Genomic DNA, 20,302 nt, shown 5'->3' with positions numbered 1-20,302 from the left:
GCCTGAACGTAACCTTCAGCCATGCGCATAGGTGCGATCACACGGGATGCCGTACTCAAGGCCATCGCCGAGTACGACCAGTTGGGCCGGACGGAGTTCTTGGAGAAGTACGGCTTCAAGGAGTCCCTCTCCTACGTCCTCGTACACGAAGGCGGTTGGTACGACTCCAAGGCCATCGCCGGGGTGGCACACCAGTGGGACCACGGCCGTGCACTACTGCCAGCGGAGTTCAGTGGCGGCAAGGACCATGCAGCGGCCTGGCTCAGGCGAATCGGTTTCAAGGTCAAAGCTGTCAAGAACCCCGACTGGGCACCTGACGAGATCATCCTCGCCTGCCAACTCGTACTGGCTAACAGATGGAAGGGACTCGATGCGAACGACCAGCGTGTCATCGAGCTGTCCAGCCTCCTGCAACTGATGCCGATTCACGCCGCGGCCGACCGCAACGAGAAGTTCCGGAACCCCAACGGCGTGGCCCGCAAGACCTTCGACATCGCCACACGGCATCCGGACTACCAGGGCAAGCCCACCAACGGCGGCGCCCTCGACCTTGAGGTACTGAACGACTTCCTTGCCAAGCCAGCAGAGATGACCGCGGTGGCTCAGCTCATCCGGCAGGGCATCACCACCGGCGATCTCCAGAACCTTTCGCCAGACGAGGAGGACGAGCTGGACGACTACAGCGCGCCCGAAGGGCGACTGCTGATGCGCCGGCACAGGAGCCGGGAGCGGAACAAGGCCCTGCGTAAGAAGAAGATCGCTGCAGTCCTCCGACAAGGCGGACGGCTGAGCTGCGAGGCATGCGGGTTCGACTTCGAGGAGGTCTACGGCGAGCGGGGAGACGGCTACATCGAGTGCCACCACGTCGTCCCGCTGCACGAGGCCGGCGAGAGCCGCACCAAACTCAGCGACCTCGCACTCATCTGCGCCAACTGCCACCGCGTAATCCACCGCCGCGCACCTTGGCCGACACCGAAAGAACTCCGCGCACTCATCGAGACCCGCCGGGCAGGCCAGAACCGCATCCCACCTCAGCAACGGAACGTATCCGCTGCCGAGGAGCCCTCCAATCTCGCGTAGAGCCTCTCCGGCCGCCGACGTTCCCTGAACCGACGGCCCCTTTCAAATGTGCGGTGGGATTCGATCTCGATACCTACGCATTACGAGTTGTCCGATCTTGGTCCGGGGGCGTCCATGGACGTCCGCGAACCGGCTTGCGCTGCTGGTCGGAGCGCTTGCCGGACGTTGGCGGACAATCGCGAACGCCCCCGGATTGAGCGGCATCTGAGACCGCAATTGAGACCACGGTCAGAGCCGCGCCGCGTATCACCGGACGCCCCCACCCGGCCTGGAGCCGACCCCGGCCACGAGTCGACTCGTAAAGCCACGTGACGCGAGACGCTCGTACGCGCCAACGACGTCCGCCGGCACGTCCAGCTCGATCATGAACCCCTGCGTGGGGTAGATCAGTAGCCGTTGCAGCGACCCGACAAGCATGTCGATGACAAGGCGCGCATCCTGGATGGAGTCGACGTAGTCCTGGAGCGTCATGGGAGTTGACGCGCTGACGAACTCGACTTCCGGCCAGAGCTTCCGGGCAGTGGCGTACGCCCGACGCTCCTCGTACGGCTTGCTGACGAGCAGCACAGACGAGACGCCGATCCCGCGCTCTTCGAGGAGTGCGCGAGACAGCGTGATGTTCTGACCAGTGTTGCGAGCGTGCGGCTCGACAAGGATCGCGTCCGCCGGTACACCCAGCTCAAGGGCGCGATCACGGTAGTGCTCGGCTTCGCCGCGCGGCATGCGACCCTCGGTGGTCCGGCTGGTCGCTCCGGTGAAGACGATCAGGGGCATCATGCCGCGCCGGTACAGGTCGACGGTGGCGTCAGCAACTCCCAGGTCATGACTACCGAGACCGATGCCGACCGAGCAGGGGCGCGGTTCGTGTCCCATCTGCTGGTAGTCCCACAGGAGTTGGGTGTCCCGCCAGTCTTGTACGGAGATCACGCTGATCCTTCCTCGTCACTACCGTTGTCGTTGGCGGAGTCGGGCACCTTGAACTCGTATTCCCACGCGAAGCGTGAGGCCGCGTGAACACCGACCGCGAACTCAACCACCGTGCCATCCGCCGTGTACGTGGTCCGGTGAAGTTCGACCACGGGTTCCCCCACTGGGAGCTGTAGAAGCTTCGTCTCGTCTGCGGTCGGGATGCGAGCGTGCAGGGCCTCCTTCATGTGGTCGATCTCGTATCCGGCGTCGTACAGCACCCGGTATCCGCCGCCACGGCCGGCGGGCCCCGGGGTCGGGTCGACGATGCGTGTCCCTTCGACGTGTTCCGGACGGTAGTAGCTGGTCAGAGTGTGCGTTGGCTGCGTTCCCTCCTTCACCAGTCGGGCGCGCGCGTACACGTCGGAGCCGAGGGGGACGCCGAGCCCCTCAGCCACTAGGCCGCTCGCCTGGACGCGGCTCACGGACTGCGTCTGCTCATTGCGCTTGTAGGCGCGCCCCGACGCCACACGGTCCGCGATGAACGCGACTTCGTCCCCGTCGCGCCACTTCACCTTGTCGTACCGCGCGATACCGAGCCGCTTGAGTCGGGTACGCGAGCGCACCACGGTGCCGTGCCCGCGCGATGAGGTCACAAGGCCTTCCACCTCAAGCGCCTTGTACGCCTGATGCACGGTGGACTTGGAGCCTTCCCCGGCCTCGACCTGGTCTCTGATCTGCGGCAATGCCTCGCCGGGTTGGATCTCGCCGTTCCTGATCTGCTCCGCGATCCGGTCTGCCAGCTCGCGCCACTTCGGGGCCATTCAGTGACTCCTCTCGACGCCCCCCAGTGAAGCACAGTCCCAGGACTGTTGACAGTCCTGGGACTGCGATGCATAGTCATCTCAGGCGACTCGCAGTCCTAGGACAGCGAGTCGAGGGGCCCTTCTTTGGGCTGCTTCAACGCCGTGCCGGTTCGGGATAGCTCGCCTTCATGTGGGGCCCTGACCTGGTCGTTCCTTGAGAACTGAACAGAGTGATCTGTATTGGCGGGAGTCGATCCCGCCCCCGTGACAGCCGGGTGATGACTGTCGACGGCTCTCCGCTCGCCGATTCCGCCCCGTACCGGCGCGGCTCGGTGGTCATGGGCTGTTCTGCTGGCGCCGAGCAGTGCGATAGGGCGCCCCGACACTTCGAGGCTCGGGACCGGTGGCCGTGGCAACGGCGCCGGTGAAGCTCTCGGACTCCCACATCTACCGCCCCGGCATCCAGCCGCGAGGGCGCGGGATCAACTCCCGCCCGGGGCACTCCGGCCGCTGTTCTGCGGCTGCGCCGCGCGTCATCGCGCGGCTGTTCACCCACAACGGCGTGCGGCTCCCGGGGTGCCACCCGGGAGCCGCTTCGGGCCGTTCCACCTCTGAGGAGACACGACCCATGAAGCACATCGGTGCTGTTCAGACGGGCGTTACCACCGACGACTTCGACCGCGAGCCGACGTTCGGGGAACTGGACGCCATCTGGGTTGAGATGCCGCTCATCCAGGCTGAAGTTGAGCTGCTGGACGTGCAGATCAGCCTGTTGGACCGGCCGGCAACGGAGACGGACACCCGCCGTCTGCGGCGGGCCCACCGCAAGGTGCTCGCCGCCCGTCTCGTGCTGGCCAACCGGGACGGCGCCGCGTTCTCGGACGTGGCCTGATGGCGGGGGAGTTCACCGCTCAGATGTCCGTGAGCCGGGGCCGGTGGCGCCTGTACGTGGTGCTGCTCAACACCACCGAGCGGTGGCCTGAGTTCGGCTTCGGCCGGGCGCTGCCGGTGCCGACGTTCACGGAACGTACGGACGCGCTCAGCGTGCTCGGCTTCGAACCCGTTCCGGGTGCGGAGTGGACGTGGACCGAGGACAGCGAGACCCCCGACGACCCCGCCTCTCCGGTCTGCCTGATCGCCGCCATCCGGGTGCGTTCATGGTCGGGGGTGGGCGCGTGAACGCCGTTCAGATCCGTTCAGCCGAGCGCGCGCTGTCGGTGGGCACGTGGCTGATCGTGGCGGGCGCGATGCTGTATTCGATCCTCACCGTCACCCCGCTCGCTGCCGAGCACACCCCCGACAAGTGGGACTGGACGGCGCCGATCCTGCCGCTGGTCGTCGATGCGGCGGTGGTGATCGTGGTCCGCCTCGATGCCGTGCTCGCCTCACTGGGGGGCCACGGTGGGAAGTGGCCGATCGTCCTTCGCTGGATGACCGGCTGCATGACCCTCGCCCTGAACATCGCAGACTCCGCACTGCGAAAAGACCTGGTCGGCGCGGCCGTTCACGCGGTCGCACCGCTCCTGCTGATCGTCACCGCAGAGACCGGACTCGCCTACCGGCGCGCCATCGCTACCGCCGTCACCGCCCTGGAAGAGCGGCAGCAGGCCGAGCGGGCGGCGCGGGAACAGGCAGCGGCCGAACGGCGCGAGGCTGCGGTGCGGCTGGCCCGTGAGCAGCGCGAGCACACCGCCGCGTTGGCGCGTGAACAGCGTGAGCACGAAGCCCGCCTGATCCGTGAACAGGCTGAACGGGATGAGCGGGCGCGGCGCGAGGAAGCCGAGCGCGTGGAGGTTCGGGAGCGGGCCGAGCGCGAGCAGCGTGAACGCGCTGAGCGCGAGCGTGAACAGCAGCGGCGTGAGCGTGAACGCCGTGAACAGGCGGAAGCCGACCGGCGCGAGCAGGCACGGCAGCAGCACGCTGAGCGTGAGCGCCGTGAGCAGGTGGAGCGGGCGGCGCGTGCCGAGCGTGAACGCGCCGCGCTGCTGGCCGGCGGACCGGCTACGGCGAAGCTTTCGGAGGACCGGGCCCGCCCGATCGTCCGGGCCGCGTTCGAGTCCGGTCTGCCGACGCGGGCCGCTGCCGAGTTGTGCGGCTGGTCGGTCGGCTGGGTGTCCACCCGCTACCAGGAACTGCGCGAAGCCGGCCACCTCGGCACCGCCCGCGAGGTAGTACCGGCTGAGGCGGTGGCGTGATGTCGCTCGGCTACGCGAAGTGCTTCGATCCGGCCGGCGCCCGCTACGGCATCCCCACGTTTCCGTGGCGGTGCGTACCGGACGGCTACGCCACTCTCCGGCAGTTACGGGCGCGTGGTCTGCGCCCGGGTGGTCAGTCCGTGGCGGCTCAGGCGCTGCGCCCGCGCTTCCGGCGCGGCCCGCTGGTTGCCTACTTCTATCGCCTCGACTGCGCGAAGCCGGTCCGGCCGATGACGCCGGCGAAGTGGCGGGCGCTGGAGTGCGCCAACCGGGCCCGCCGGACGTGTCCGCAGTGCCGTACGGACGCCGGATACGTCATCCCCACCTCGCTCGGAGTGTGTGTGACCTGCGCCTACCCCGAAGAACAGTGCGCCGCCTGACCCTTCCATCCGAGGAGAAACCCATGGTGCCTCTCAAGGCTCCGACCGCATGGCCCGAAGGTGTGAGCGCGCGGTTCCTCACCCTGGCCGGTGAGCTGCTGGGGGATGCGGACGTCACGGTCGACGTGAGCGTCGACGACATCCAGGCCAACGCCCGTTGCACCGCCTGTGGTAGCAGCTCGGCCGCGTACGGCTACAGGGACACGGTCCGGGAGTGGGCGCAGGAGCACGCCGCCCGCTGCCGCGCCCTTCCCCGCCCCACCGCATGACCACCACCCCACCGCCCGCCAACGTTCGTCTCTCACCTGGGAGTTCTGCTGTGTCCAGCCGTACCCGTACCCGCCGCGTGAAGACAGCGGCGGGCGTGCACACCGTGCGTCTGCCGCGTCAGCGCGGGCGCCGTTCCGCTCAGCCGTTCGTGGTCGTCGTGCCCGAACGCCCCTCCATCGCACGGGAGTTGGCCGGATGGGCGGGCGGTCTGCTGTGGCGCTTCCGCCACGCGCTTGCCCCCACCGGTATCGCCCTGGTCGCGTTCGTGGTGACCGCGCTGCTTCACGTGCTGGCCTGGTGGTCGGCTCTCGTGCTTGCCCCTGCGGTGGCCGCGCCGGCCGGATGGCTGGCGTTCATGCAGCGCCGCCGCCCCGCCACCGGCTCCACCCTCGCGTGGCGCGCCGGTCTGGCCCTGCTCGCCACCCTCGCGTGCCTGTGGGCCGCGCTGGCCGCAGGGTTCGGGCCGCTCGCCGGTCCGTTGGAGCTGCTGTGGCTGTTCCTGCTGCTGCCCGCTCAGACCGGCTGGCTCATCGTCCGCCGCACCCGCTGACCTGAAGGGATTGCCACATGGCAGACAACGGATCGGCCAACCGGGCCGCCAACCGGCAGCACCGGCAGGCACAGAGCGCGAACCGGCCGGGCGTCAACACCAACGATGGCACCACCAACAAGTCCAACAAGTTCGCCAACGCCGGCGCGGCGGCGGGCGGGTTCGTCGGTGCGATGGGCGGCTCGTTCGTCCCGCCCATCAACGTCACCGTCAACAACAACCGGGGCGCCGCCCGCGCAGGCGGTGGCCGTGGGTCCCAATCGCTGCTGCCGGCACCGGAGTTCACCTCTCCCGCGCAGGTACGGAACTACTGCAACACCCTGCGTGCTGCGGCCGTGGCCCTGTCGATCGAGGTGGCCATGGGCGCTGAGATCTTCAAGAGCGTGTTGTCCTCCGTGCCGGACCCGGAGGGCCGCGCGTTCGGCTCCAAGCTCCGGGCCCGCAAGGTCGCCCGCAAGATGCAGAAATCCGCCGACGCCCTGCGGGACGCGGCCAAGAACGCCGCCGCCTGCTACTCGGTCTACCAGCAGGAATTCCAGGAAGAGATCAACGCGGTTCGTCACCGTGCCCGCAAACCACAGGCGCCGGTCATCAACTGGGCCGATCAGTAAGGAGGCACAGGCCATGGCCCGTGACCACAACCGCATGACCACCCACCCCGACGACGGCATGAGCGGCTACACCCTCGACACGCACGGCGGCGGGGGCGGTGTCGGCGCCTACCTGCTCAACCGGGCCAAGCCCCACCTTCCCCCGTGGATCGGCGTCGCCGGTGTCGGCATCACGGGGGCGCTGGGGAACTGGCGGTGGGGTGAGAGCGCCGCCGCCGGCGTCGGCCTCACCCTCGCGTCCGTGGCGCTGACCGGCGCGACCTGGTGGATGGGCAAATCCACCACCCAGCAGCGCCGCATACACTCCGCGATCACGGTTGCGGCGGGTTCCGCGTGGCTGACCGCCGCGTGCCTCGCCGGACCGACCGCCGGTCCGATCGACGACATGTATCTGATCGGCGGGCCGGTGCTGGCCCTGTCGTGGAACGTGCGCATGGTCCTTCGCCGCAACGACGACCCCGCCGGCGAAGGCTCCGACAAGGGCCTGCTGGCGAAGGTCGGGCTGGCGCGGGCGCAGATCGGTGCGGCGAAGGTGGAACCCAACCGGGTCACCGCGTCGCTCGGTCTGGAGGCGGGCGAGCAGACCAACGACGACGTCACCAAGAGCCTGTCCCGGCTCGCGTCCGCCCTGGATCTGCCGACGTCGGCCGTGCGCTACCTGCCCGACCCCGGATCGGCACGGCGTGGCGAACTGGTCATCGTGCCCGAAGACATGCTGTCCGAACTGGTGGAGTGGGAGGGCCCCTCGAACCTGGGGGGTTCGATCGCGGAACCGCTGGTCATCGGACGCTACGACGACGGCGCCCCGCTCCTGCTCTGGCTTCCGGGCGACCCCGAAGCCAAGCGGAACAGCACCCACGTGCTGATCGCGGGCGGGACCGGGTCCGGCAAGGGCGACACCGCCCTGAACGTCCAAACGGAGATCCTCTCCCGCCGCGACGTGATCCTGTGGCTCTCCGACCCGAAGTCCTTCCAGGACTTCCGGCCCCTGCTGCCCGGCATCGACTGGGCCGTTGAGGGCGGGACGGCCACCGAGGTCATGGTGGAAGCCCTCAAGGCCACCATCCCCGCCCGCACCGGCTGGCTCGGTGCCCACCGCTACCGGCAGTGGACCCCGGAATGCGTGCAGACACAGAACGACCCCGCGCACTCCTGCCGCAAGGACGGCACGGCATGCGGCTGCGCGGGCATGCCGTTCCTGGTCGCATGGATGGAGGAAGCCGCCAACACGCTGCGTGCCCTCGGGGACGACGTGTTCACCGGCATCGCGCAGGAAGCCCGCTCCGCTGGCATCTCGCTGGTCGTGTCGCTTCAGCGTCCCTCCTACGACCAGATGTCGACCAGCACGCGTGCCTCGCTGCCGTCCGTGATCGCGCTCGGCTGCGACCCGCGCGACGAGGGGTTCTCGCTGCCGGACACGGTCATCGACGCAGGCGCGCACCCCGGGGCATGGGGCAACCGGCGCCCTGGCTACTGCTACGTCGTCAGCCCTGGTATCGACGAGTCCCGCTACCCCTCCCCGGGCCGCACCCGCGCGTTCGGTCATCGGGCGGTGCCGGTCATGGAGCTGCTCGCCACCTGGGCACAGCGCAACGGCGCCACCCCCGACCCGGTTACCGACCGCGCTGCGGCCGGTGTCGCCGGCCGCGCCTACACCACCCGCAACGACACCGACGACCAGTCGACGGCGGGCGCCGCTGCCGACGAGGGGGACGACGACATGGAGTACGGGCTGTTGGTCGACCCGGAGGACGTCGACATCGACCCGGACGCCGAACTCCCCGACCCCGAAGAGGGCGACGATATCCCGCTGTTCGGACAGGAGACCGGCCGCAAGCCGTCCCCGGACGAGGCCCGCCGGCTGTTCGCCGACGCGCTCACCCAGTTCGAGGACGAGGGCCGCATGGTCGTCGGTCCGAAGGACTTCATGGAGTGGTGCGACCGGCACGGCCTCTCCCGCCCGTGGGTCTCCGCACGGCTCAAGGACGCGTACGAGGAGGGCCGGTTGGAGCCCACCAACACCACCGGCCGGTGGCGGATCGTCCCCGCCCTGACACCCGCGTGACGCCTGACACCGTCACGGCGCCCTGACACCCAAACCCCTAGGCACACGCGGTGTCACGCACTCCTGACACCACCCGCTGACACCCCTGACACCCGCGTCTGACACCTGCACGCCCCCGGGTCCGCGCCACCTATGGCGCGGGCCCGCCGCGCTCACCGAAGGGAATTCCCGTGAACCACCGCGACCCGCCGGGGATCATCGCCCCGCACGTCCCCGCCGACGACTGGCGCCGCGCACAAGCCACCGGCGCCCCGGTCGTCATCGTCGTCCAGACCACCGACAGCAACGGCATCCCGTGGCGTCGGGTCCTGATCCCGTTCGCCATCGCCGGCGCCGCCGCCCTCGGAACCTGGGGCCTGGTCGTCGCCCTCTGCGCACTGTTCGACGCCGCCGCCCACGCCGTCACCATCATCGCCGGCGCCACCGGACCGATCGGCATCGGCGGCATCACCCTCAAACTCGCCCGCGCCAAGACCCACTAGCAACGCCAAGGGCGGCCCCCCACTCACGCCAATGAAGCGGGGCCGCCCTTGCCAGCCAGTCACTATCAAGGAACTGGAGACCTCCAGGATGACTCAACCCACTGACATCCGGCGAGTGCGCGGCTACCGGCCGCGTCTGCTGGACGCGTTCTGCCGACAGGGCGGCGCCGGCAAGGGTTACGCCGACGCCGGATTCGACGTGACCGGGATCGACATCGACCCGCAGCCCCTCTACCCGTACCCGTTCATCCAGGGCGACGCAGTCGACTTCATCCGCGAACACGGAGCCGACTTCGACTTCATCCACACCTCACCCCCGTGCCAGCTGGACAGCGACTGCCAGCGGCTGCACGGCAACCAGCACCCCGACCTGATCGACCCCACCCGTGCCGCCCTGGAAACCACCGGGCGCCCGTGGGTCATCGAGAACGTCCGGGGAGCACTGCCCAAGCTCCGTACGCCCGTGATGCTGTGCGGCGCCATGTTCGGGCTGGAAACCTACCGGCACCGGTACTTCGAGACCGGCAACGGCTTCACCCTCAGCCAGCCCCCGCACCCCGCACACACCGCCCCCCAGGCAAAGATGGGCCGCCCCGTCCCGCCCGGCCACTACGGACAGTTCGTCGGCAACTTCTCTGGAGTCCCCCTCGCCCGCCGCGTCATGGACGTGCCCTGGATGACCCGCGAAGGCATCCGCGAATGCATCCCGCCCGTCTACAGCGAGCACATCGGCCGCGCCTACCTCGCCGCCGCAGTGCTGGACGGGAGGGCCGTCGCGTGAGCGTCCACCTGCGGACAGCGCTGGAGTTGGCGGCGGCCGGTGTGCCGCCGCTGCCACTGCGGGCGGGAAAGGTGCCGTTCGGCAACTGCCGCACCTGCGCGAAGAACGCGTGCGGCGGACGGCCCAACATGAAAACCCCCGGCCCCTGCACCTGCCCCGACGTCTGCCACGCATGGGCCGCCGCCACCACCGACCCGAACGTCCTCAACTCCCCCCAGTGGGCCACCGCATGGCGGCAGGCCGCCGGGCTCGGCTACCACCCTGGCGGCGCCGGGGTGACTGTGGTCGACCTCGACAACGCGCAGGCCCTCACGTGGGCCAGCGACACCCTGCCCGCCACACGGACCGTGCCCACCACCCGGGGCGAGCACTGGATCTACCAGGGCGCCATGCGCTCCGCCAACGGAGTACGACCTGGCGTCGACATCAAGTCCAGCATGGCCTACGCCCGTTGGCTCGGTCCCGGCACCGGCCGTATGACGGCGCTGCCGGAAGTTGTGCGCGCGCTGGCCGTGAAGGAACCCACCACGGTCCGGCCGGCGCCGCAGTCCCTCACCGTGCCCGCGCGAACTGGGGGCGGGGAGTGCCGCCACCGCACGCCCGCCTACCTGAACCGCGGAATCGCCATGGCGGAGCAGCGCATCACCGAAGCTCGCGCCGGAATTCACGCCACCGTGTACCGGACGTTCCTCGCCGTGCTGTCCACGCACGGCCGGTGCGGCTGCCTCACCGACGCCCACACCGCACGGCTGTTCGCCGCCGCGCAGGCCAAGGGCGAGTCCCCCCGGCACTGCACCGACGCGTGGACCAACGCCCTGACCACGTTGGGACTGTGATCATGTCCGACGACGAGAAGAACCCCGCCCGCGAGATCATCACCGGCTACGCGCAGGCGCATTTCCGGTACTTCCGCACCGCCGACGGGACCGTGTACGCGCAGAAGAACGGCCACCCCGTGGCACGTCCGATCCGCTCCCAGGGCACCACGGGCAGCCACCGCCAGGAACTCATGGTCGGCCTGTTCAAGGACGGGCGCGGCGTGTTCAACGGGACCGCTCTCAAGGAGGCACTGGACTTGATCGAAGCACTCGCGCTGACCGAAGACGTGCAGCCGGTCCACATCCGCGTAGCCCCCGGATTCGACGGGGCCACGTGGCTGGACCTGGGACGTGATGACGGGCAGTCCATCCGCATCCACCCCACCGGCTGGGACATCATGATCCCCGACCCCCGCGAGGTGTGCTGGCGGCGCACCCAGCTCACCGGCGAACTCCCCCTGCCCGCCAAGGACACCAACGGCAAGGGCATCGATCTCCTGCTGCGACTGTGCAACTTCGCAGGTGCCGAGACCGAGTGCCTGGCCATTGCCTGGCTGATCGGCTGTCTCGGGCCGTCGGTTCCCGTCCCGGCGCCGTTCCTCACCGGCCCGCAGGGGGCGGGCAAGTCCACCGGCGGACGGATGCTCGTCAGGATCATCGAGGGCATGAGCGGTGACCTGCGCCGGGCCCCGAAGGACGAGGAGAACCTGATCGCAGCGGTAGCGGCCGGATGGGTCACCGCCCTGGACAACCTCTCCCACATGACCCCGGACCTGTCCGACGCGATGTGCTGCATCGTCACCGGCGCCGAGAGCGTCAAACGGGCCCTGTTCACCGACGGGGACGTGGTCCGCGTCGGCTACCGCCGCCCCCTGCTCCTGACCGGCATCGACGTGGGAGTCATCCGGCCCGACCTGGCCGAACGGCTCCTGCCGCTGCGCCTGGAACGCCCCACCATCCGGCGCACCGAAGCCGAACTGTGGACGGAGTACGCCGAGGTTCTGCCCGTCGTTCTCGGCTCGCTCCTGGACCTCACCGTCAAGGTCCGCGCGGTCGAAGCGGAGACCCCCACGGACTTGCGGATGGCGGACTTCGCGCACCTGTGCGCGCAGCTTGATGCGGCAACCGGCCTCGGGGCGCTGCCCGCCTACCGGGCCAGCCTGGACGATCTGAACGACGACGTGATCGAGGGCGACCTGTTGGCGCAGACCGTCCTGCGGCATGCCGACACCATCGAGCCGGGCGGCGCGCAGCGGATGACGTCCACCGAGTGGCTGCACTGCCTCAGCCGCCTCTACAGCGGCGAGGAACTGCGTGCCCTGCCCAAGGGCTGGCCGACCACGGGCAAAGTCCTCTCCGACCGTCTCAAGCGTCTCCAGCCCACCCTGGCCGCCCGGGGTGTCCTCATCGACACCGGCCGCACCAGCGAGGGCCGCTACCTCGAAATGACCCGCCCGGCCACCTCGCCCCCACACGAGCAGAAACCGGCGTTCTGACCCGCCCCGCACCGCACGGACAAGCAAGAGGAGCACCAGCCCCGGGGCGTGCTCCTCTTGCTGTTCGGCGGAACGCCGCGCCAAGGACGCGCCGCGCAGCGGCTCCTTCCTCACGCTGTGAGGCGCACCGCACCACAACAGACACCCCCTTCTTTTGTCCTAAGAGGGAAGACGCTGCGTCATCTGCGTCACGCGAGCCGGAAAACGGCACCTGACCTGCGACGAAAGCCATGACGCAGACAGCCGTCTCTGCGTCATCCTGCGTCATCTGCGTCATGGGCCGCGTCACGGATGACGCAGCCCATGACGCACCCATGACGCACACCCACACCACTGCGTCACACAAAACCCCAGGTCAGAAGCCCGAATGACGCTGATGACGCAATGACGCAGAAATCCGCACCTCGGACAGACACGAGCTTCGGAACCCCCGAAGCGAACCCCAGAGGAGACATGAAAGTGCGTCAGAAGGTCACTGACTTGCCTCAGCTCCACTCCGCTGCGGATGTTGCCCAAGCTCTCGGCTGCTCCGAGTGGTGGGTGAAGGAACAAGCTCGCAGGGGACGCATTCCCTTCACCAAGCCCGGCGGCAGCTACCGGTTCACGGTCGAGCACTTCGTAGAGATCATGCGCATCTTCGAGAGCCGTCCCACGGAAGCCCGTGTTGCCACCGCCCGAGCCACACCAGCACCGCGACGGCAGGTGGCGGCCATAACAACGGTGTCCGCCACCCCTCTGAAGGCACGGACACCGCGTAGGGCGCAGCAGCACCAAGCGCAGAACGCAGCCTGATTCCATGTGCCGCCCGGTCCTCCGACCGGGCGGCACCTCCGTCCTTAGGGAGAGCAAGTTGGGTTACGGCGAGAACCTCGGCACGTACTGGCGCGGCCGGTACAAGCTCGCGCCGGGCAAGTACGCCACTGTCCGCGATGCCGATGGTGAGGCCATCCGCTTCCGGACCAAGCCGGCGGCAAAGAAGGCTGCGGACGCTGAAGAAGCGAAGCTGTTGGCCGGAACGAAGAAGGCGCCTCCTGAGCGGATCACTTTCGGCGCCTACGCGAACCGCTGGTATGCCGCGCAGGACTTGGCGGCATCCACCATGCAGAACTACCGGCGGCACATCGAAGAACACTTGCTCCCCGCGTTCGAGGATTTCGCCGTCGCAGACATCTTGAGCACCGACATCGCCGCTTGGGAGAAGCACGAACGCGCCGTGCCTTACGCGGCAACCAGCGTCAAAACATGGCGGGCGACACTGCATCTGATCCTCGCCGACGCCGTTGACGAGGGGCTGCGCGACTCCAACCCGGCAACCAGGCGCCGTGGACGAGGCAAGCGCGCTGGTCGCTCACGCAACCGAGGCCCGGAGAAGGCGGTCACGACGGCCCTCGGCATTCTGCTGCTCTCCGAACGGATGGCGCTGTTGTCCGGCCGCGACGACGAGTTCGTTGGCGGCATCATCATGGGCTACACCGGCATGCGCTGGGGCGAAGTCGTTGGCCTTGAGACGGAGTTCGTCCGGCCGAAGAGCATTCGGGTTGAGTGGCAGCTCTACGAACTGGACACTGGCGAACTGCACCGTTGCCCGCCCAAGGACGACTCCTACCGTGACGTCGACGCTCCGGACTTCCTCGCCTCGTTGATTGCCGGCCACATCGCCCGGACGAAACCGAAGCCTTGCGAGTGCCACGGACTGACCTACGTCTTCCGAGGCCACGGAACGGCCAACGGGTCTGCGAGTCGCCCGGGGGCGAAGCTAGCCGACGTGGCTCGCCGCGCTGGCGTCTCGACCGGCACCGTTTCCAACGTCCTCAACCGTCCGGACGCTGTGGCGGAGCCGACTCGGATGAAGGTGCTGGAGGCCATCACCGATCTCGGGTACGTCCGCAACGCGGGAACGGGGGAGTTGGCCGCCCACTGGCGACGCTCTGGCTTCGCCACGTGGCTCTTTCAACCGGCCGTCACAGGGCGGTACCCGGGGCGCGGCACTCAGGAAGAGCACCCGGTGCCCGTAGTCGCCGAGCCGTGGCCTGGCATCCCTGCGCGCGGACGAGGCGCCTCCAAGCGGGCTGAGGCGTGCTGGGTGCCGATCGCTCCCGGACTGACCCCACACGGGTTGCGCCACACCCACAAGACTCTGATGAGGGAAGTGGGGACCCCGCCGAAGCTCATGGACGAACGCTTGGGCCACGAGGACGGTTCCGTTCAGTCGCGCTATGACCACATCACCGCTGGCATGCGGCAGAGGCTGATGAACGCGCTCACCGGTATGTGGGAGGAAGCGTTGGACGCGCGTCGGGAGATGAGTCCCGGCTCGCCCGTGGCTGCTCTGGACGCGTTGTTGAAGGCTCGTCGGTAGGGCGTCGGCCTGGAGACGATTCCAAGATTTTCTCCAGGATTTCTCCAGAGAGCCCCTGGAGAACGAGGCAGGCCCGGTGCTGATTTCTCAGCACCGGGCCTGACCTGGCGTTTTACTGTCGGGGTGGCGGGATTTGAACCCACGACCTCTTCGTCCCGAACGAAGCGCGCTGCCAAGCTGCGCTACACCCCGATCGTCGCTGCTAGTGGCGGCGACGTCGTTTACTTTAGCCCACCGGTGGCTGGAGACGAAATCCGGTTTTCGTGCGGTGGCGGACGGGGTTCGGGCGGGCGTGGTCGAGGGCGATGAGGAGGACGGCGAGGGCGTAGAAGGAGAGGCCGAGGAGGAGGGCGTTGGCCAGGATGCTCTTGTAGCCGTGGAGGCCGACGTCCAGGAACGGGTAGAGGTAGCGGTCCGGGGTGCCCGACGGGAGCAGTTCGCCGCGGGTCAGCGAGAAGGTCAGGTAGGCCAGGGGGTAGAGGAGCCAGGGGGCGGCCTGGCGCAGGTGGAGGCGGCCGCGGGGTGTCAGGAACAGCCAGTCCAGGAGGGCCGCGGCGGGGATCACCGTGTGCAGGACCTGGTTGGTGATCGCGTGCCAGCCCGTGGGGGTGGCTGCCTCGGCCGTCATGGAGAACGGGCTCGACTCGTTGGCCAGCAGCAGGTGGTACACCAGGCCCGTGATCGTGACGTAGAGCAGGACCGCGCCCGTCAGGGCGGACGGAAGGGGGCGGCGGGCCGCCCACGCCCGGCGGGCCGAGAACACCATGACCGGCGCCAGCAGGATGGTGCTCTGGATCGAGAAGTAGCTCAGGATCCGGACCGGGCTGCCGAGGAGCAGGTCGATCGTCACGGCCGCGGTCGCCGCCAGGGCGACCAGCAGCCGGTAGGCGGCGGTCAGGGGGCGGCGTACGGGGGCCACCACCGCCGTGGCGGGGACGGGGGAGGGCAGCAGCGCGGGCATGCCCGGGATGGCGGGCAGGTCCGGCATGTCCCTGGGTATCGGGGCGGTCATGCCCTCACGCTAAGCAGGGGTGACAAAAGGGGCGATGCGGGCGGGCCGGGTGGGTTAACTCCGGCAGCCCGAACTCGAAGCCATTGACCCCGACCCGCCGACATCGTCAACCCCGGCTCAGCGACCCTGGCAACCCCGGCTCACCGACACCCTGGCAACCCCGGCCCACGGACCCTGGTCACCTCCGGCCCACCGACCTCGCCCCACCCCCGGCGGAACTACTCCCGCCCCACCAGCGTCAGCAACGTAACCTCCGGCGGGCACGCGAACCGTACCGGCGTGTAGCGGTTCGTGCCGCAGCCCGCCGAGACGTGGAGGTACGCCGTACGAGTCTCCGCCGTGTGCGTGGACAGGCCCTTCACGCGGTCCGTGTCCAGGTCGCAGTTGGTGACGAAGGCGCCGTAGAAGGGGAGGCAGAGCTGGCCCCCGTGGGTGTGGCCGGCCAGGACCAGGGGGTAGCCGTCGGCCGTGAAGGAGTCCAGTACGCGGAGGTACGGCGCGTGCACCACGCCCATCGAGAAGTCGGCGCCGCCCGACGGGCCGCCGGCCACCTGCGCGTAGCGGTCCCGCTTGATGTGCGGGTCGTCCAGGCCCGTCAGCTCCACCGACACGCCCTCGATCTTCAGCGTGCCCCTGGTGTTGGTGAGGTTCAGCCAGCCCGCGCCGTCGAAGCCGTCCCGCAGGTCCTCCCACGGGTTGTGGACCACGTTGACGGCGGGCGCGTTGCCGTTCAGGCCGTGGCGGCCCTGGGCCTTCTCGAACAGGTACCGGGCGGGGTTGCGGAGTGCGGGGCCGTAGTAGTCGTTGGAGCCGAAGACGTACGCGCCCGGGAACTCCATCAGCGGGCCGAGCGCGTCCAGCACCTCGGGCACGCCCTCCGGGTCGGAGAGGTTGTCGCCGGTGTTGATCACGAAGTCGGGGCGCAGCCCGGCCAGCGAGCGCAGCCAGCGCTGCTTCTTGCGCTGGCCGCCGACCATGTGGATGTCGGAGACCTGGAGCACGCGCAGCGGGCGCATCCCGGCGGGGAGGACGGGGACGGTCACCCGTCGCAGGCGGAAGGAGCGGGCCTCGAAGCCCGCCGCGTACACCAGACCGGCGGTGCCGGCCGCCATGATTCCCAGGGGTACTCCGTATCGCGAGCGCATACGCCCATCGTGTCAGACCTCGCTGGTGCTCCGTGCCCCACTGCCCCTTAAATGAACGGGCAGCGGGGGCGCGGTACCTGCGACAATCAAACGCATGACCACGCTCAAGTCGAAGCTGCAGGAAGACCTCAACGCCGCGATCAAGGGGCGCGACGAGCTCCGCTCCTCGACGCTCCGGCTGACGCTCACCGCGATCACCAAGGAGGAGGTCGCGGGCAAGACCAAGCGCGAGCTCTCCGACGACGAAGTACAGAAGGTGATCACCCGCGAGGCGAAGAAGCGCCGGGAGGCCGCGGAGGCCTTCGCGCAGGGTGGTCGTGCCGAGTCGGCCGAGCGGGAGAAGGCGGAGGGCGAGGTGCTCGCCGCGTACCTGCCCCAGCAGCTCGGTGACGAGGAGCTGAACGACATCGTCGCGCAGGCCGTCCAGGAGGCGAAGGCGGCCGGCGCCGAGGGGCCGCGGGCCATGGGCGCCGTCATGAAGATCGTCAACCCGAAGGTGGCCGGTCAGGCCGAGGGCGGCCGCGTCGCCGCCGCGGTCAAGAAGCTCCTGGCAGGCTGAAGGCTGACCGACTCCGGGCCATATCACCAGCTTCACCAGCATCGGCGTCACCGGCGTCACCGGCATCACGAGCAAGAACGGCCCCTTCCTCCCGTACGAGATGAATCCGTACGGGAGGAAGGGGCCGCGCCCATCTCAGCTCACCGCGTCAGTCGCGGCCGCCGTTCCCGTTTCCGTTGCCCTGGAAGAAACCCTCCGGGATGGAGAAGGTGGGCGACGGGAAGGTGTCGCCGCCCGTGCCACCGTCGGTGGCTCCTTCGTCGCCGTTGTCCCCGTCGTTGTTGCCGTTGCCGTTCCCGTTCCCGTTGCCATTCCCGTTTCCGTCGCCGTCGTCACGGTCTTCGTCGGGGTTCGGGATGTTGACGAGGTTGAAGGACTCCGTGGACTTGCCCTCGAGGGCGCCGGCCATGGCGTCCTTCCAGATCGGGCCCGGGACCTGGCCGCCGTAGACGAGCGGGTGGTAGACGCCGCCGATCGTGATGTTCTTCATCTCGACCTTCTGGGTGGCGCTGCCGACCCAGACGGCGCCCGACATGTTCGGCGTGTAGCCGACGAACCAGGCGTTCTTCCGCTCGTCCGTCGTACCCGTCTTACCGGCGCTCTCGCGGTCCGTGAGGCCGGCCTGCTGGCCCGTACCGGAGTCGACCACGCCGCGCAGGAGCGTGTTGACCGTGTCCGCGGTCTTCTCGCTCATCGCCCGCGAGCACGTGGACTTCGGGACCTCCAGCGACTTCCGCTTGTCGCCGACCTTCTGCGTGATCGACTCGATGGCGACCGGGGTGCAGTACATGCCGCGGGAGGCGAAGGCGGCGTACGCGCTCGCCATCGTCAGCGGGGAGAGGCCGATCGAGCCGAGGGCGATCGCGGGCGTCTCGGGGATCTTGTCGCCGTTGCCCTGCCGGACGTGCAGCTTGTCGGTCACGTTGACCACCGGGCACAGGCCGATGTCGGAGATCATCTGCACGAAGTAGGTGTTGACCGACTTCGCCATGGCCTCCTTCAGCCGGTACGGGCCGACCTCCGACTCGGTCTCGTTCTCCAGCTTCTCGCCGCGCCTGTTGGTCCACGGACTGCTGTCGCACGTCTGGACCGGGCTCGGGTACTCCATCTCGTACGGCGACGAGTAGTCCTGCGTCGCCGGGCGGCCCTCCTCCAGGGCGGCCGCCGCCACGAACGGCTTGAACGTCGAACCGGTCGGGAAGCCGAAGTTGGAGCCGCCGTAGGCCGCGTCGACCGAGTAGTTGTACTCGGTCTCGTTCTTGCCGTAGCCGTACGGCTTCGACTGGCCCATCCCGACGATCTTGCCGGTGCCGGGCTCGACCAGGGTGGTCGCCGCGGCGACCTTGTCGCTCTTGTTGACGTGGTCCTTGAGCGACTCCTCGACCGAGTTCTGCGCCTGCGGGTCGAGGGTCGTACGGATCGTCAGGCCGCCCTGGTTCCAGGTCTTCGCCCGCTCCTCGCGGGACTTGCCGAAGACCGGGTCGCTGAGGAAGACCCGCTCCACGTACTTGCAGAAGAAGCTGGCGCCCTGCACGGCGGTGATGCAGCCGTTGTTGGGCTTGCTGACCTTCAGGCCCAGCGGCTGCTTCATCGCCTTGGCGGCCTCCGCCTGGGAGATGTCGCCGACCTCGGCCATGCGCTGCAGCACGGTGTTGCGGCGCTTGGTGGCCTCCGTCTCGTCGTTGACCGGGTCGTACCGGCTGGGCGACTGGACGATGCCGGCGAGGAGGGCCGACTCCTGGAGGTTGAGGTTCTTGGCGGACTTCGAGAAGTACCGCTGGGCCGCGGCCTCGACGCCGTAGGCCTGCTGGCCGAAGAACGTGATGTTCAGGTAGTTCTCGAGGATCTTCTTCTTGCCGAGTTCCTCTTCGACCTGGATCGCGTGCTTCAACTCGTTGATCTTGCGGCCGAGGGTCTGCTGGGTGGCCTGCGCGACCTTCGTCGGGTCGTCGCCTGCCTCCTCCACGAAGACGTTCTTCACGTACTGCTGGGTGAGCGTGGACGCGCCCTCCGAGACCTCACCGCTCTGCGCGTTCTTGTTGAGGGCGCGCAGGACGCCCTTCAGGTCGATCGCGCCGTGCTGGTAGAAGCGCGAGTCCTCGATAGCGACGATCGCCTTCTGCATGTACGACGAGATGTCCTTGAGGCCGACCACCGTGCGGTCACGCGAGTACACGGTGGCGAGCTGGCCGCCGTCCGCGTCGAGGATGGTGGTGCGCTGGCTCAGCGGCGGCGTCTTCAGATTGGCCGGGAGCTCGTCGAAGCTCTCCACCGACCCCTTGGCCGCGAGACCCAGCGCACCGGCCGCGGGCAGCGCGATGCCGGCCATCACGGCTCCCGCGAGCACACTGACACCGAGGAACTTGGCGGCCTGCTGTGTGGAGGTCAGACCACCGCCCGAGCGCTTTTTTGGCATGGGAGCAGCCTACGTTCTCATTCGCCGGACACGCGTACAGGCCTTGGCCTAAGCTGCTCTCAACTGTCACAGCTGTAGGGCTACGTATCAATACGTCCGGCGACCCCGAATCGTTCCGGAAGTTCCCCGATTTTTTTGAAGGGGACGTGCCCGAATCCGCCTCGTGTGTCATCTGATGCCCGTTGTGACGCAATGCAACCGTCCCGGTTTGCCGGAACAGTCACGTATGTCGCGGGCTCACTCCCCCGGGTGATCTGCCGCTTACCCATAGTCCGTTCGGGCCATTCAAGATTGGGCCCGAAGGGGGTGTTGCGCTGTGCCCACCTTCCGTAACGTCCTCAACTGGCGGCGGTGAATATGCCGCTGCCGCC

At 68.6% G+C, this 20,302-nt stretch carries 21 protein-coding genes and 1 tRNA gene; 16 read left to right on the top strand and 6 right to left on the bottom strand.

The window, feature by feature from the left end:
* The first annotated feature begins 21 nt into the window (after window positions 1–21).
* Window positions 22–1,080, top strand: coding sequence for an HNH endonuclease (locus tag OG252_RS23890; RefSeq protein ID WP_329338541.1), 1,059 nt, complete (start codon window positions 22–24; stop codon window positions 1,078–1,080).
* Window positions 1,081–1,326: 246 nt separating this feature from the next.
* Here OG252_RS23890 and OG252_RS23885 read toward each other — a convergent pair whose 3' ends face one another.
* Window positions 1,327–2,007, bottom strand: a complete 681-nt coding sequence (locus OG252_RS23885; RefSeq protein WP_329338539.1) for a YdcF family protein — start codon at window positions 2,005–2,007, stop codon at window positions 1,327–1,329.
* Complete coding sequence (locus OG252_RS23880; protein WP_329338537.1) at window positions 2,004–2,810, bottom strand: GntR family transcriptional regulator; 807 nt, start codon at window positions 2,808–2,810, stop codon at window positions 2,004–2,006. The genes OG252_RS23885 and OG252_RS23880 overlap by 4 nt, the downstream gene beginning before the upstream one ends.
* Window positions 2,811–3,420: 610 nt before the next feature.
* Here OG252_RS23880 and OG252_RS23875 point away from each other — a divergent pair.
* The 14 genes from OG252_RS23875 (at window position 3,421) to OG252_RS23810 (ending at window position 14,799) form a co-directional block, all read left to right on the top strand.
* Window positions 3,421–3,684 carry a DUF6284 family protein gene (locus OG252_RS23875; protein ID WP_319291542.1) on the top strand — a complete coding sequence of 88 codons (264 nt, stop codon included), beginning with the start codon at window positions 3,421–3,423 and terminating at the stop codon, window positions 3,682–3,684.
* Between the two features lie 23 nt (window positions 3,685–3,707).
* The gene (locus tag OG252_RS23870) at window positions 3,708–3,971 is read left to right on the top strand and encodes a DUF6303 family protein (RefSeq protein ID WP_443068425.1); all 264 of its coding nucleotides are present in this window, start codon (window positions 3,708–3,710) and stop codon (window positions 3,969–3,971) included.
* Complete coding sequence (locus OG252_RS23865; RefSeq protein ID WP_329338530.1) at window positions 3,968–4,987, top strand: DUF2637 domain-containing protein; 1,020 nt, start codon at window positions 3,968–3,970, stop codon at window positions 4,985–4,987. The genes OG252_RS23870 and OG252_RS23865 overlap by 4 nt, the downstream gene beginning before the upstream one ends.
* The gene (locus OG252_RS23860) at window positions 4,987–5,367 is read left to right on the top strand and encodes an RRQRL motif-containing zinc-binding protein (protein WP_329338527.1); all 381 of its coding nucleotides are present in this window, start codon (window positions 4,987–4,989) and stop codon (window positions 5,365–5,367) included. Before OG252_RS23865 ends, OG252_RS23860 begins: the two co-directional genes overlap by 1 nt.
* 23 nt (window positions 5,368–5,390) lie before the next feature.
* A complete protein-coding gene (locus OG252_RS23855) occupies window positions 5,391–5,636 on the top strand; it encodes a hypothetical protein (protein WP_329338525.1) in 246 nt (81 codons plus the stop codon).
* Between the two features lie 50 nt (window positions 5,637–5,686).
* Entirely contained in the window at window positions 5,687–6,187 is a 501-nt protein-coding gene (locus OG252_RS23850) for a hypothetical protein (protein ID WP_329338523.1), read from the top strand.
* 17 nt (window positions 6,188–6,204) lie between these two features.
* Window positions 6,205–6,798, top strand: a complete 594-nt coding sequence (traA, locus tag OG252_RS23845; RefSeq protein ID WP_329338522.1) for a plasmid transfer protein TraA — start codon at window positions 6,205–6,207, stop codon at window positions 6,796–6,798.
* 58 nt (window positions 6,799–6,856) lie between these two features.
* A complete protein-coding gene (gene traB, locus OG252_RS23840) occupies window positions 6,857–8,863 on the top strand; it encodes a plasmid transfer protein TraB (RefSeq protein ID WP_329345186.1) in 2,007 nt (668 codons plus the stop codon).
* A 170-nt stretch (window positions 8,864–9,033) separates the two neighbouring features.
* Window positions 9,034–9,345: a hypothetical protein gene (locus tag OG252_RS23835; protein WP_329338519.1), complete on the top strand. Its 312-nt coding sequence runs from the start codon at window positions 9,034–9,036 to the stop codon at window positions 9,343–9,345.
* Window positions 9,346–9,433: 88 nt separating this feature from the next.
* Complete coding sequence (locus OG252_RS23830) at window positions 9,434–10,126, top strand: SAM-dependent methyltransferase (protein ID WP_329338517.1); 693 nt, start codon at window positions 9,434–9,436, stop codon at window positions 10,124–10,126.
* Window positions 10,123–10,962, top strand: coding sequence for a bifunctional DNA primase/polymerase (locus tag OG252_RS23825; protein WP_329338515.1), 840 nt, complete (start codon window positions 10,123–10,125; stop codon window positions 10,960–10,962). The genes OG252_RS23830 and OG252_RS23825 overlap by 4 nt, the downstream gene beginning before the upstream one ends.
* 2 nt (window positions 10,963–10,964) lie before the next feature.
* The gene (locus OG252_RS23820) at window positions 10,965–12,440 is read left to right on the top strand and encodes an ATP-binding protein (RefSeq protein WP_329338513.1); all 1,476 of its coding nucleotides are present in this window, start codon (window positions 10,965–10,967) and stop codon (window positions 12,438–12,440) included.
* Window positions 12,441–12,824: 384 nt separating this feature from the next.
* Complete coding sequence (locus OG252_RS23815; RefSeq protein ID WP_329338511.1) at window positions 12,825–13,232, top strand: helix-turn-helix domain-containing protein; 408 nt, start codon at window positions 12,825–12,827, stop codon at window positions 13,230–13,232.
* Window positions 13,233–13,290: 58 nt separating this feature from the next.
* Complete coding sequence (locus OG252_RS23810) at window positions 13,291–14,799, top strand: tyrosine-type recombinase/integrase (RefSeq protein ID WP_329338509.1); 1,509 nt, start codon at window positions 13,291–13,293, stop codon at window positions 14,797–14,799.
* Between the two features lie 118 nt (window positions 14,800–14,917).
* On the opposite strand, the gene OG252_RS23805 is transcribed toward OG252_RS23810, so the two are convergent.
* The 3 genes from OG252_RS23805 to OG252_RS23795 form a co-directional block, all read right to left on the bottom strand.
* Window positions 14,918–14,991: transfer RNA gene (locus OG252_RS23805), tRNA-Pro, on the bottom strand.
* Between the two features lie 34 nt (window positions 14,992–15,025).
* Window positions 15,026–15,811, bottom strand: coding sequence for a Pr6Pr family membrane protein (locus OG252_RS23800; protein WP_329338508.1), 786 nt, complete (start codon window positions 15,809–15,811; stop codon window positions 15,026–15,028).
* Between the two features lie 218 nt (window positions 15,812–16,029).
* Window positions 16,030–16,956 carry a metallophosphoesterase gene (locus tag OG252_RS23795; RefSeq protein ID WP_329338506.1) on the bottom strand — a complete coding sequence of 309 codons (927 nt, stop codon included), beginning with the start codon at window positions 16,954–16,956 and terminating at the stop codon, window positions 16,030–16,032.
* A 94-nt stretch (window positions 16,957–17,050) separates the two neighbouring features.
* Between OG252_RS23795 and OG252_RS23790 the strand changes: the two genes are divergently transcribed.
* The gene (locus OG252_RS23790; RefSeq protein ID WP_329338504.1) at window positions 17,051–17,515 is read left to right on the top strand and encodes a GatB/YqeY domain-containing protein; all 465 of its coding nucleotides are present in this window, start codon (window positions 17,051–17,053) and stop codon (window positions 17,513–17,515) included.
* Between the two features lie 148 nt (window positions 17,516–17,663).
* Here OG252_RS23790 and OG252_RS23785 read toward each other — a convergent pair whose 3' ends face one another.
* Window positions 17,664–19,931, bottom strand: coding sequence for a transglycosylase domain-containing protein (locus OG252_RS23785; protein WP_329338502.1), 2,268 nt, complete (start codon window positions 19,929–19,931; stop codon window positions 17,664–17,666).
* Window positions 19,932–20,302 lie beyond the last annotated feature (371 nt).

Origin of the sequence: Streptomyces sp. NBC_01352 (assembly GCF_036237295.1) — a bacterium.
Taxonomy (GTDB): domain Bacteria; phylum Actinomycetota; class Actinomycetes; order Streptomycetales; family Streptomycetaceae; genus Streptomyces; species Streptomyces plumbiresistens.
Note: the sequence above shows the minus strand (reverse complement) of the source record. Positions and strands in the feature narration are given on the sequence as shown.